12 protein-coding genes are annotated in these 12,730 nt (G+C 41.3%); 1 reads left to right on the top strand and 11 read right to left on the bottom strand.

Translation table 11 applies throughout. The features are described from left to right. Window positions 1-2 precede the first annotated feature (2 nt). The 11 genes from hisF to nrdD all read right to left on the bottom strand — a co-directional run bounded on the left by hisF (window position 3) and on the right by nrdD (window position 12,001). The gene (gene hisF / locus DV740_RS00860; protein ID WP_022242430.1) at window positions 3-764 is read right to left on the bottom strand and encodes an imidazole glycerol phosphate synthase subunit HisF; all 762 of its coding nucleotides are present in this window, start codon (window positions 762-764) and stop codon (window positions 3-5) included. Then, window positions 764-1,384, bottom strand: a complete 621-nt coding sequence (gene hisH / locus DV740_RS00855; RefSeq protein ID WP_118087278.1) for an imidazole glycerol phosphate synthase subunit HisH — start codon at window positions 1,382-1,384, stop codon at window positions 764-766. Before hisH ends, hisF begins: the two co-directional genes overlap by 1 nt. A gap of 9 nt (window positions 1,385-1,393) precedes the next feature. Then, on the bottom strand, window positions 1,394-3,028 hold the full coding sequence (locus tag DV740_RS00850; protein WP_118087277.1) for a hypothetical protein: 1,635 nt from the start codon (window positions 3,026-3,028) through the stop codon (window positions 1,394-1,396). 135 nt (window positions 3,029-3,163) lie between these two features. Continuing rightward, window positions 3,164-4,069 (bottom strand): chemotaxis protein, encoded by a 906-nt coding sequence (locus DV740_RS00845; RefSeq protein ID WP_117698212.1) that lies wholly within the window; start codon window positions 4,067-4,069, stop codon window positions 3,164-3,166. A 111-nt stretch (window positions 4,070-4,180) separates the two neighbouring features. Next, window positions 4,181-4,894 carry a DUF4352 domain-containing protein gene (locus DV740_RS00840; RefSeq protein WP_118087276.1) on the bottom strand — a complete coding sequence of 238 codons (714 nt, stop codon included), beginning with the start codon at window positions 4,892-4,894 and terminating at the stop codon, window positions 4,181-4,183. Window positions 4,895-4,945: 51 nt separating this feature from the next. Then, window positions 4,946-6,484, bottom strand: coding sequence for a sensor histidine kinase (locus tag DV740_RS00835; protein WP_117840801.1), 1,539 nt, complete (start codon window positions 6,482-6,484; stop codon window positions 4,946-4,948). Window positions 6,485-6,506: 22 nt separating this feature from the next. Further along, a complete protein-coding gene (locus tag DV740_RS00830) occupies window positions 6,507-7,193 on the bottom strand; it encodes a response regulator transcription factor (RefSeq protein WP_022242424.1) in 687 nt (228 codons plus the stop codon). A gap of 68 nt (window positions 7,194-7,261) precedes the next feature. Further along, the gene (locus DV740_RS00825) at window positions 7,262-7,849 is read right to left on the bottom strand and encodes a hypothetical protein (protein ID WP_118087275.1); all 588 of its coding nucleotides are present in this window, start codon (window positions 7,847-7,849) and stop codon (window positions 7,262-7,264) included. Between the two features lie 15 nt (window positions 7,850-7,864). Next, window positions 7,865-9,190 (bottom strand): enhanced serine sensitivity protein SseB, encoded by a 1,326-nt coding sequence (locus DV740_RS00820; protein ID WP_118087274.1) that lies wholly within the window; start codon window positions 9,188-9,190, stop codon window positions 7,865-7,867. A 111-nt stretch (window positions 9,191-9,301) separates the two neighbouring features. Further along, complete coding sequence (nrdG, locus tag DV740_RS00815) at window positions 9,302-9,820, bottom strand: anaerobic ribonucleoside-triphosphate reductase activating protein (RefSeq protein WP_117698216.1); 519 nt, start codon at window positions 9,818-9,820, stop codon at window positions 9,302-9,304. 18 nt (window positions 9,821-9,838) lie between these two features. Continuing rightward, entirely contained in the window at window positions 9,839-12,001 is a 2,163-nt protein-coding gene (gene nrdD / locus DV740_RS00810; protein ID WP_022242420.1) for an anaerobic ribonucleoside-triphosphate reductase, read from the bottom strand. A gap of 445 nt (window positions 12,002-12,446) precedes the next feature. On the opposite strand from nrdD, the gene DV740_RS14885 reads away from it, so the two are divergent. Beyond that, window positions 12,447-12,730: hypothetical protein (locus DV740_RS14885; RefSeq protein ID WP_330415567.1), on the top strand; the 284-nt coding region annotated here is incomplete at its 3' end.

The following is a 12,730-nucleotide window of genomic DNA, read 5'->3' as shown; positions in this document are numbered from 1 at the left end:
TTTTATCTCCTTACTGATACCCCGCGACCTGCAAGATAATTCTTAAGGTCCATAATTTCAAGTTCTTTATAATGGAATAATGATGCTGCCAGTGCTGCATCTGCTTTACCCTCTGTCAAAGCTTCATAGAAATGCTCTTTCGTTCCGGCTCCACCGGAAGCAATGACCGGGATAGATACATTTTCTGCAATCTGTCTGGTCAGTTCCAAATCGTAACCGGCTTTCGTGCCATCACAGTCCATACTGGTCAAAAGAATTTCTCCGGCTCCAAGCTTCTCGACTTTCATTGCCCATTCTACCGCATCAATACCTACATCAATTCTTCCGCCATTTTTATAAATGTTCCAGCCGCTGCCATCTTCTCTTCTTCTCGCATCAATGGCAACAACCACACACTGACTTCCGAATTTGTCTGCCGCATCACTGATTAACTGTGGTGTATTAATTGCAGAAGAATTAATGGAAATCTTGTCTGCACCTTCCCTAAGCAGCACTTTAAAATCTTCTACACAGCGGATTCCTCCGCCTACGGTAAATGGAATAAATACATTTTCTGCTACACGTCTTACCATATCTACTACTGTATTACGGTTATCCGAAGATGCTGTAATATCCAGAAATACCACTTCATCTGCTCCGGCTTTATCATAGGCTGCTGCAATTTCCACCGGGTCACCGGCATCTCTTAAATTCACAAAGTTCACACCTTTTACAACTCTTCCATCATTGACATCCAGACATGGAATAATTCTCTTGGTAAACATTATTTCACACCTCCCTGTAATGACGCAAAGTTCTTAAGTATCTTCAGTCCAACGGAGCTGCTCTTCTCCGGGTGGAACTGGCAGGCAAAGATGTTGTCCTGCTCCACAGATGCATGAATAGTGACTCCATATTCTGTAGTTGCTTTTACGATTTCTTCATGCTTTGCCTGTAAATAATAAGAATGCACGAAATATACATAAGCATCCATCGGCACGTCCTGAAACAGTCTTCCATTATTCTGTAAATGCAGGGAGTTCCAGCCGATATGCGGAATTTTCAGTCCATAGGTATCCGGAATCCGTATAATCTTTCCCTCTAAAAGTCCAAGTCCTTCTACTCCTTCTGACTCTTCGCTTCCTTCAAACATCAGCTGAAGTCCGAGGCAGATTCCAAGGAATGGCACTTTTCTTTCGCATACTTCATGGATGACCTTGTCCAGTTCATAGCGTTTCAGATTATCCATTGCCACACCAAAAGAACCAACGCCCGGTAAAATCACCTTATCTGCCTGTTCAATGGTATGAAAATCTCTTGTAATTACGCTTTCCTCGCCCAGATATGCCAATGCTTTTTCCACACTCTTTAAGTTTCCTGCATCATAGTCAATAATTGCTATCATCATGTTCTCCTATTCCAGTCCTGCTGCTGCAAGTATCTCCTGAATTGCCTTTGTATAATCTGTTCTCTTTGTCATGGCATGCAATTCTGCTGCTTTTTCCTCTGATACACCAAAATGGTCTGATAACTGCTGCAAAATCTGATTCTTCAGTCCTGCCATTTCATCTGTTATCTCATATTCCTGAGCCAGGTCTGCACCATCTACGCATCTGCCATATCCACGAATCAACGCATCCAAAGCCATTTCATTTTCATTGATTCCGCTTAAGCTCTCATAAGACTGATATTCGCTCTGTATGGAAGCCAGCACCTGTGCCTTCTTATAGAAATTCTCGTCTTTTCCCTTTACATAAGAACCGGCTACGGTCTGGAATGCTGTTACATAGGAGCCGCTTGCAAAATCATCCTTTGCCTGCTGCATATCCTGTCCATACTGTAAATTGGAACTTCCCAGCAAAATCAAGATTAGAAGGGAAAGTGCCATAATAAAAATCAGAATAACCGGCTTCTTCGGAAGAGGCGGCGTACGGTCTATTTCTTTTGGAGGCTTCTCTTTCTTTACCTTTGGCGCCTTCTCCTTCTTCGCCTTTTCCTTCTTTTCTTTTTTCTCTTTCTTTCCCTTCTTACCGGCTCCCTCGTCTGCATCCATCTCTTTTAAGATTTCTCTGTTCTCCGATGAAATGCTGCCAAGGCTGTCATCTTCTGCAATCTTTGTATCATCCTCTTCTTCATCCGGTCCAAATAAAACGGACATAATTTTACTGAAGAATCCCTGTTTTTTTCTCTTTTCCTTTGCTTCCTTTAAATCTTTTAATTCTTCGATACTTCCAAGGCGTTCAAATTCATCCTGGACCTCACTGTCCTCATCTTCTGAATGCTCTAATTCTTCTCCATTTTCATCTGCTTTCAGCAAATCGCCGATATCGGATAAGTCAGCATCTCCGGATAACATATCCATAAGATTAATGGCATCATCATCTTCTGAAAGAAGTGGTTCCTCTTCCTCAGATTCTGTCTTTGATGCTTCTGGTATCTCTGCCGCCGAATCTTCATCCAGCGTATCAAAAAAGCCCAGAGGCTCTTCTTCCTCGGAAGCATCATCTTCCGGTGTTTTCGACGTATCCATATGTTCTTCCTCTCCAGAATCGCCCACTTTCTTCCGGACAGCGTCCATGATGTCATCCACATCTTCCATCATATCTGACGGTGCAGACCCATCTGTTGCCATATCTGTGCCCTCTGATGAGATTGGCTCTGAAGCATCCCGCAGCTGATTGGTTTCTTCTGACTGGTTTGCTGCTTCCGGCTGTTTTGTTGCAAAAGCTGCCTCCATATCGGATGTCTGGTCTTCATTGACATCAATATCTGCCTGATTTGATGCCTCTTCGTCTAATTCCATTTCGAATTCCTGCAGGAAATCATCTGCTGCTCCTGTTGCCAGCTCCTGTTCAAATTCACGCAGGAAACCTGTGCCGGAGTAATCCTCGTGTTTCTTCTCTACCGTTTTTTTCTCCCGCTCTCTTGGCTTTGCAGCTTCTTCATTCATTGATTGAATCAAATTCTCGATATCCTTCTTATTATTTCTTCTGTTAGCATCTGAAACTGAATTCAGCAAATCGTCCAGATAATCTTCACTCTTACTCAAATTTATACCTCCATGTATCCAAGTTGCCTGTATATCTGCTTACAGGGTCTGCCACAACATCTCCCAGCAGATGCCGGACAGCGTAAAGGAAAGGGATGTGATGTAACATCACACCCCTTTGTCTACGTTCTTTCCTTACTTTCCAGTCTGGTCAATCAGTCTGTCGATAGCCTGTACCAGACTTCCAATCTCCGGTTTAGTCAATTGGGCGTCTGCTCCGAGTGATTCACCTTTTCTTCTCATTTCATCATTTACCAGGGAAGAGAAAATGATTACCGGAATATCATGCATGTTATCGTTCTCTTTTACCAGTTTTGTTAACCGGTGTCCGTCCATCAATGGCATCTCGATATCGGTAATAATACAATGTACTTTATCTTTTACATTGCCAGCTTTCTCATAAGCACAAAGCTTGTCCCATGCTTCCTGTCCGTTCATATTGACATTCAGGTTGGTATAACCTGCTTTCTTCAGACAATCTGTAATCAATTTACTTAATAATGGGGAATCCTCTGCAATCATAATCGGGGAATCATTACGGTTACGATTTTCCAGATGCTCTACATCAGATACCTTAAGTCCTGTTTCCGGGCTGATATCAGAAATAATTTTTTCAAAGTCAAGAATAACAATCAACTGTCCATCCAGTTTAATGACTCCGGTTGATACACCCTTGTCCTGGACATTAATCGTTGCATCCGGTTTGATAATCTCTGACCAGGAGACACGATGAATTCCAATAACCTGATCTACATGGAATGCAATATTTAATTTATTAAAGTTTGTGATAATAAACAAACCTTTTCCTTCTTCATCCTGCATACCCAGACATCTTCTCAGGCTGATTACCGTCAGCATGGTATCTCGTGGCATAAAGATTCCTTCCACACTCGGATGTGCATTTGGTACCGGGGTTACCGGCTGATAGGATAAAATCTCACGAATCTTCGCTACGTTAATTCCGTAATGATTATCCCCTAAAGTAAACTCCAGCACTTCCAGTTCGTTCGTACCATTTTCTAACAGAATATTTGTCTCCATTTATGTTTTCCTCCCAAGGTCATTTCTTAGAATATTTCTATTTCAAATTATAACATAATATTACATAAAAATGCACCGTTTTTTTACAATTCTTTAGATATTTTTACTATTTTATAGATTACAGGTCTTATGTACCGTGTTTTCGACTACTTCCAGAGAGATTTTACTCAAATCTTCCGGTGTACCTTCCGGCACCTCAAAGAGTAAAACCGTATCTGTGCCACTTCCTGCTTCAATAGTCCCCTGATATGTGCCAAGGTCATTTAACAGAATTGAGACCTGTGCAACAGCTTCCACGCTGTCATTTAATGTCATGCGGAATGACACCTTGCGGCTTAACATATCACAATCAACTGCTTCGGTTCCGGCATTGTTTAAATGAAAATGTAAAACCAGATACTTATTTCCAGCGGTCGGCTCTACGATATAAGACGAATCCTGCTGATAGACGGAAGCAAATTCTGCCCCAGTATACTGCACATCAATGCCCGGTATTGCCACTGCATCGTTTAAGGACACACTGTTGTCCGATGCCACATTCTCCGGAGTTCCTGTTGCATCTCCACCTTCTGATGGCATCTGCTCAGTGGAATCCGGCTGTTCCACAGCCTCGGTATCTGCAGTCTCTGTTGTCTCTTCACTCTTCGATAGTCTTACAATTCCATCCTGCTGCTTTATATTATACTTTGATACTACATGTGCTGCATAATCTACAATTGTCTGTTCTTCCTGCTCCGTTAATTCAATCGGCTGCTCTCCGCATCCGCCTAATAATAACGCAGCCAACAGCACACATGCCGTTGTTTTTATCTTTCTGTCTCTCATAGGCACTCCTTAACTTATCAATCTATTCCCATGTTAGCATTTTTCCGGCTTTCAGGCAATAGTTATTTCACGTTCTTCCTCGTTATCATCGCGATTGCTGGTGTCTAATTCTATCCAGAATTCCACACCATCCTCATGGTTAATGACTCCGCACTGCTGATGCATGGAATCCATAATTGCTTTTACAATGGACAGACCAATTCCGCTGCCTCCATAAGCTCTGGTTCTTGCTTTATCTACCTTATAGAATTTAATCCAGATATTATCAATGTCTTCTTCCGGAATCGGCTTTCCGGTATTAAACACGCTGACTCTTACTACATCCTGCTTACATTCATAAGAAATTTTAATCCGGTTTTCACCTTCCAAATGGTTGATTGCATTGCTCAGATAATTGGTTATAACTTCTTCTATCTTAAATTCATCCGCCCACACAAAAAGCGGCTGCTCGTCAAATTCCAGAATAGCTCCTTTCTGTTCTAAGATAATGGCATTACTGGCAGCTACTCCACGTATCAGTTCGGTGATATCAAACCGTTCCATCACAATAGCATCATTCCCAAATTCCAGCTGATTCAAAGTAAGAAGTTTCTTTACCATGCGGTTCATCTTCTCTGCTTCATCTGTAATGACCTCACAATAGAAATTTCTGCTCTCCGGATCGTCCTGCACACATTCCTGTAAGCCTTCTGCATAACCCTGAATCAGTGCCAGCGGTGTCTTTAGCTCATGGGAAACATTTGACAGGAAATCTTTTCTCATCTCGTCAATCTGTTCCTTCTTTTCGATATCTATCTTCAATTCATTATTAGCACTCTTTAATTCCGATATGGTCCGCTCTAAGATTTCCGATAGCTGGTTCATATGCTCGCCCAGCTGTTCAATCTCATTATCTCCCTTGACCTCATACTTCGCATCAAAGTCGAATTCTGCCATTTTCTTGGATATATCTGTAAGCTGCAGAATTGGGTTAGTAATACGACGTGTAACAAAAAAAATGATAATACCACTCACTATTACCGCAACAACTCCTACATCCATCAGCAGACGATTAGACACCTGCGCACTTTCCTTGATACTTTCCAATGGAGTTCTCGCCAGCAAAAGATTACCATCTGCCAGGGTTCCCCAGAGAATCAGATAATCCGATTCCAGCCTGGTATCCTCTTTTTCTCCCATGACATAATTGTCGTTTGCTTTCAGTACTTTCATATTAAGATGCATATCATCATTCTGCACACTTGCCATGATAATTTCCATAAACTGCATCCTGAGATTTTCCACACCATTGGTAGAAGAACGCACTACTGTACCATCGGATGTAATAATTAAAATCGTCAGGTTACCATTGGAACAGATTTTTTCAAAATCTATATCATAATCTGATGTATTTAAGATTCCCTGTTCACTGGCCGCATTAATCTGCTGAAACCCATTTTCCAGCACTTCCTGCTTATAGCGGGTATAATAGCCTTCCAGCAGGGTAACATTAAGAAGCCAGCACAGTAATACCGTGCCGGCCACTAATCCAACGATAGTCAATGTAATCTGCGTTGTAATGGAATGCTGTTTTTTCTTATTCTTTGCCATATATCTTCCACCTTATCACATTCTATTGCGGTGCATCAATGTCCAGCTTATAGCCCATACCCCAGATTGTCTTGATATAATCCCCTTTTTCGCCCATCTTGCTACGCAGCTTTTTCACATGGGTATCGATGGTTCTGGCATCACCGAAATAATCATAATTCCATACATGATTCAGAATTTTCTCACGGGATAAAGCAATTCCCTTATTCTCCATGAAATATGCCAGAAGCTCAAATTCTTTATAGCTCAAATCAATATTTTTGCCGTCAATTGTTACCATGTGGGCAGCCTTGTCCATTACAATGCCACCTACTTCCAGCACATCATCTTCTGTATAATTGCCGGTTCTCCGCAAAATTGCCTCTACCCTTGCCACCAGGATCTTCGGGCTGAATGGTTTACTGATATATTCATCCACACCAAGTTCAAATCCCAAAAGCTCATCACTTTCTTCACTCTTGGCTGTCAGCATGATAATCGGTGTCTTGGAACTTTCCCTGATTTCCCGGCATACATCCCAGCCGTTCATCTTCGGCATCATAACATCCAGAATAATCAATGCAATATCTTTATTTTTATAAAATACATCTAAGGCTTCTTCTCCGTCTCCTGCCTCTAACACTTCAAAGTTCTGTTTTACCAGGAAATCCCGCACCAGCTTACGCATACGGCTTTCATCGTCTACCACCAGAATTTTACGTTTTTCCATATTTGCTTCCCTCTTCTTTTTTCTATAGTTTAACGGATAAATATGTCAAATTTGTGTTCTTCTGCGATTTAATTCTGCTTTTCCAAAGCATCCAGTGCCGCTTCTCTTTCATCCAGTTCCTGTTCCCACTCTTCATATTTATTAATGATTTTCGTCTCATAATTTAAGATTGTGGTACTGCCACTGGTAAGGCTGATGGCAAACATGGCAATAACAATGATAATCAGCACAATATTCACAGAAAGTAAGATGCGGCAACGCTTCTGTAATTTCGTTTCCTGTTGTTCCGCTGAATTTTTATCAGCATTTTCGTTTGGGTGCTCACCAGATTTTTCTTTGCCAGCTACATGGTCAAGGTCTAAGCCCATATCTTTCACAGGAATACCTGGTATTTCGGATGCATCCACCCCGGGCAGTCCTTTCAGATAATCCTGCAGTTCTTTTAGATAGGCATATCCTATCGGTGTATGGAACAATTCCTGAGCCATGATTCTCTGGTAGATTTCCTGTACCATCTGTGGATTATCCATATTCATATTATCATGTATGTACTGGATTCCTTCCACTTCCTTTTTGGCCAATTTTGCCTGTTCTTCATTTTCAAATACGAATCCACTTACTTCCCAGACTTTACCATCTAATTCTTTTTGTTCCATATTTCCTCCTGCAATTTACAATCCCAGAAAAGTCTTTTTATAAAATGGTGCAACCTCACCAATCAGCTCCATTGCCTTTTCGTCTGCTTCATGCATATCAAGACGCATATAGCCAAGGGACGGCTTTACAGCTTCAGCAATTCCTTCAAAGACGCTCTTTCTCTCACCCTTAAACTCTACAACCAGCAAATAACTAATGTCATCCTTACGTTCAATCTTCGTTACCAGATATGCTTTCTTAATATTCTTCTGTTTCTTCATATATTCACTGAGTATCTGTTTCAGTTCATCCGCCTCTGCAATTGGCTCACCAACAAATACACCCGTTTTCATTTCAACAAGATTGCCAGATGCCATCTCAGCTTCCTGCCTCTTATATCGTTTGAAATAACCTATAATAATTTTCTTCCGGTTCTCTTCTACCCGAAGTTCCATACTGCCCGGATTGATTACAAAATCTCGCTCTCCTGCAATCTTCATCAGCTGGTCAAAACTGACTTTCTGTCCCTTCCATTCCTTTACATTATAAATCTTCTGGAAACTCTGCCAGTCTGTATACACCGGCATCCACTGTGCTCCATTGCTATCCTGTAACAATGCAAACTGAAGGGCTGTTCCCTTTTTTCCGTCTGCATCCTTTTCTTCCTTCGGGTCCTCTACCACTTTTACCGGACATAAGAATTCCCCGCGGACTACCTCTTTTAACATACGGTCACATAAGAACTGCTCCGCACGTTTCCACTGTTCATCTTTCTTTTCTTCAAATAAAATCTGTCTGTGTCTTGCCATTGCAAGAATCAGAGCCGGATTTACAACCGGAATCTGTGCTTTGGAAAGCTCGGAAAAATCCGGTGGTGGAAGCAAGTCATCTCTTTTTAATCTGCAGGAATAGCTTCCCACATCCAGTATCAGATCTTCCATACCCCACCAGTGGAGGTTTGCCCAGAAGAACATCTGCTTGTCTCCTCTGATTCCTTTTAATTCCAGTTCTACATTCTGCTCTTTATAATGTTCTATTGCCTTTTGGGCAAATTCTTTCGTTGAAAAGATTAATACACTTCCGTCCCCCATAACACGCGGGTAACCGGTGTGCCTGTCCCATGCGCAGTAAAGCTCTTTGCATCCCTTTATTTTATCTGCCAGAATCTTGTTAAACACTTCTATCTTCTTTAAAAAGTTATCTGCCACAAAGGTTTTCTTCTTATGATGTACTTCTGCAGAACGAATCAGAAATTCCAGCTCCTCTAAAGTAAGCTTTGCAAGCTCCTGTTCATCCGGCATTTCATAATTCAAAAGATGGGTCTCTAATAATTCTTCTTTACGCTCTTTACTAATTTCCATGTTCTTCTCCTATATCTTTCCTTAAAACAATCACGTTATTTCTATTTTAATATAAAAATGCCATAAAGTAAAATAGAATCCTTCCGGATTCTACTTTATCTTTCACGCAGTTTACATCAGTTCTTCAATGACTCCTGTTTCATTGTATTTTCTGCAGTCAATGACACGCTGATTGGAAGAACCTTTGAATTTTAATGTAATATCATATAGCTCTGCCACATAAGGGCCATCCACCAGCACATCGATTAAGGATAATAATTCTTTCGTATCCTCGGTATATCTTCTTCCCTCCGGTACCAAATCCTTATCCAGTACATATCCGGTATATGCCCATATGTCTTTTTCCGGATGTTCCGTCCGCACCCGCTTGATAAATGGAAGCAGTGCATGCTGGTTTTCCGGTTCAAAAGGGTCTCCTCCCAAAAGAGTCAGTCCCTTGATATAGGGAGATTCCAAAGATGCAAGAATTTCATCTTCTACTTCTTTTGTAAATTCCTCTCCATTTTTAAAGTCCCATGTTTCCGGCTGAAAACACTCTTTACAGTGGTTCCGGCAGCCGGATACAAACAGCACCGTTCTTACACCGGTGCCGTTCGCAATATCATTATATTTAATCGCTGAATAATGCATTTTCTTTTCACTTTCTTTTTATAAGTGAAGTACACGCTCCTTGATTTCCTGGGTTCTTCCCTGATTCCAGAACTGGGAACCAATATAACCACAGGTACGTCTTGCCACGTTCATCTTATCCTGGTCACGGTTGTGGCAATGCGGGCACTCCCATACTAATTTTCCATCATCATCTTTTACAATCTGAATTTCACCATCATAGCCGCATACCTGGCAGTAATCGCTCTTGGTATTTAACTCTGCATACATGATATTCTCATAGATGAATTTCATTACAGATAAAACAGCATCCAGATTATCCTGCATGTTCGGAACTTCCACATAGCTGATTGCTCCACCCGGTGAAAGTGCCTGGAACTGGGATTCGAATTTCAGCTTGGTAAATGCATCAATGTTTTCGGTTACATGCACATGATAACTGTTGGTAATGTAATTCTTATCGGTAACGCCCGGAATAACTCCGAATCGTTTCTGTAAACATTTTGCAAATTTATAAGTGGTAGACTCAAGCGGTGTTCCATATACGGAGAAATCAATATTTTCTTTCTCTTTCCACTCCTTGCAGGCATCATTTAACCGCTGCATTACCTTTAAGGCAAATGGTGTAGCTGCCGGGTCGGTATGTGGTTTTCCAGTCATATATCTGGTACATTCGCAAAGTCCTGCATAGCCCAGTGAAATAGTAGAATATCCACCATATAAAAGCTTGTCTATGGTCTCGCCCTTTTTCAGACGGGCAAGTGCTCCGTACTGCCAGAGAATCGGTGCCACATCAGAAGGTGTTCCCTTCAGGCGGTTATGACGCGCCATCAATGCACGGTAGCAAAGGTCCAAACGCTCATCAAATAGCTTCCAGAATTTTTCAAAATCTCCGCCGGAAGAGCACGCCAGATCTACCAGATTCAAGGTTACCACGCCTTGATTGAAACGACCGTAGAACTTTGGCTTGCCATCTTCATCATGATATACGGTAAGGAAGGAACGGCAGCCCATACAGGTATAGCAGTTGCCATCTTTTAATTCCTTCATTTTCTTCTCAGAAATATAATCCGGAACCATACGCTTTGCAGTACATTTTGCTGCTTTCTTGGTCAGATAATAGTATTCCGAATCCTCATGGATATTATCCTCTTCCAATACATAAATCAACTTTGGAAATGCCGGTGTAATCCATACGCCATCCTCATTCTTAACACCCTGATAACGCTGGTCTAGCACTTCCTCTATAATCATGGCAAGGTCTTTTTTCTCCTGCTCATTCTTTGCTTCGTTCAGATACATGAACACGGTTACGAATGGGGACTGTCCGTTGGTAGTCATCAGGGTTACTACCTGATACTGGATAACCTGTACGCCCCGCTCGATTTCCGCATGAAGTCTTCTTTCCACAATGCTGTTAATCTTCTCTTCGCTCAGCTCCACATCGCTCTCTTTTAATGTCTGCACCAGCTCTGCATGAATTTTCTCGCGGCTGATCTGGACAAATGGTACTAAATGTGCCAGTGAAATACTCTGTCCGCCATACTGGGAGCTTGCCACCTGAGCAATAATCTGGGTAGCAATATTACACGCTGTAGAGAACGAATGTGGCTTGTCAATTCTGGTTCCGCTGATAACGGTTCCGTTCTGTAACATATCCTCTAAATTTACCAGATCACAGTTATGCATATGCTGTGCAAAATAATCTGCATCATGGAAATGGATAATTCCCTGTTCATGTGCCTCTACAATATCCTCCGGGAGAAGGAATCTTCTGGTAATATCCTTACTCACCTCACCAGCCATATAGTCACGCTGCACGCTGTTTACGGTTGAATCCTTATTGGAATTCTCCTGTTTTACTTCTTCATTATTACATTCAATCAGACTTAAAATCTGTTCATCCGTAGAGTTGGATTTACGTACCAGGGCACGTTTATAGCGGTAAGTAATGTATTTCCGGGCAACAGAAAAAGCCCTCTTGTCCATTAACTGATCCTCCACTAAGTCCTGAATATCTTCTACATTCAGGGCATGGTTGGCATCCTTACAGGAATCCTCTATATATTGTGCAATCTCCTTAATCTGGTCTGCAGTCAATCGTTCCGCTTCCACCACCTCATGGTTCGCTTTATTGATTGCAATAATAATTTTTGAAATGTCAAAAACAGCCTCTGCGCCGCTTCTTTTAATGATTTTCATCGAAATCCTCTCCCATAAAAAAATAGTCTATTCGCATAAAATCGGCACAAAACTGTACTAGATTTTGTGTCGAATCTCTTCAACGCATATACAGTATACCATATCTTGTGTTTTACGCAAGAGAAATATACAAGATTCATGAAATTTTTTCAGAAAAAATTTTTTAGAATTTAACGCTTTTTTCATAATCTGGACAATTATTTTTCACAAAATCCGGGTATACTACAAATATCAATAGAGAACAGGTTCATCCCCCAATGTCTTGTCTCTCTATTTGATAAAACTTTTTTCATAAATTTTCATAACTCCCCTTTGTACCCCCGCAGTGCTGTGGGGGTATTACCTTTGTAAAACCATTTTTCAGACTGTAAAAACCCCGTCTCAAATATCAATGCGATATGATATGTACCCTCTTTACTGGACAACCAGTAAGGAGGGTGTTTTTATGCGTTATAGTTATGAGTTTAAACTGATGTGTGTTGAATTGTATCATTCAGGTTCGTATCCAGATATCCCAGAGGGTACGAATCCAGATACTCTCAAAAGACATATACGAGAATGGTCTGGATTGGTTGATTTACATGGTCCAGAAGTTTTAAAACATAAGGTGTTCAATAAAGTGTGGACACCAGAAGAAAAGCTTGAACTGGTTTTAATGGTTATTGCAGGTATACCAAGGAGAAAAGTTGCCATAGAAGCAGGAATCAGCGCAGGAATGCTTTATCAATG

It is taken from the genome of Roseburia sp. AF02-12 (assembly GCF_003461765.1).
Lineage (GTDB): Bacteria > Bacillota > Clostridia > Lachnospirales > Lachnospiraceae > Roseburia_C > Roseburia_C amylophila.
This window is presented reverse-complemented; position numbering and strand designations above follow the sequence as displayed.

Excerpts from the sequence above, each read along its gene's own strand:
- DV740_RS00825 (WP_118087275.1), bottom strand. The coding sequence starts at position 7,849 with ATGGAACAAAAAGAATTAGATGGTAAAGTCTGGGAAGTAAGTGGATTC.
- hisF (WP_022242430.1), bottom strand. The coding sequence starts at position 764 with ATGTTTACCAAGAGAATTATTCCATGTCTGGATGTCAATGATGGAAGA.
- DV740_RS00835 (WP_117840801.1), bottom strand. The coding sequence starts at position 6,484 with ATGGCAAAGAATAAGAAAAAACAGCATTCCATTACAACGCAGATTACA.
- DV740_RS00820 (WP_118087274.1), bottom strand. The coding sequence starts at position 9,190 with ATGGAAATTAGTAAAGAGCGTAAAGAAGAATTATTAGAGACCCATCTT.
- nrdG (WP_117698216.1), bottom strand. The coding sequence starts at position 9,820 with ATGCATTATTCAGCGATTAAATATAATGATATTGCGAACGGCACCGGT.
- DV740_RS00840 (WP_118087276.1), bottom strand. The coding sequence starts at position 4,894 with ATGAGAGACAGAAAGATAAAAACAACGGCATGTGTGCTGTTGGCTGCG.
- DV740_RS00845 (WP_117698212.1), bottom strand. The coding sequence starts at position 4,069 with ATGGAGACAAATATTCTGTTAGAAAATGGTACGAACGAACTGGAAGTG.
- DV740_RS00830 (WP_022242424.1), bottom strand. The coding sequence starts at position 7,193 with ATGGAAAAACGTAAAATTCTGGTGGTAGACGATGAAAGCCGTATGCGT.
- nrdD (WP_022242420.1), bottom strand. The coding sequence starts at position 12,001 with ATGAAAATCATTAAAAGAAGCGGCGCAGAGGCTGTTTTTGACATTTCA.
- hisH (WP_118087278.1), bottom strand. The coding sequence starts at position 1,384 with ATGATAGCAATTATTGACTATGATGCAGGAAACTTAAAGAGTGTGGAA.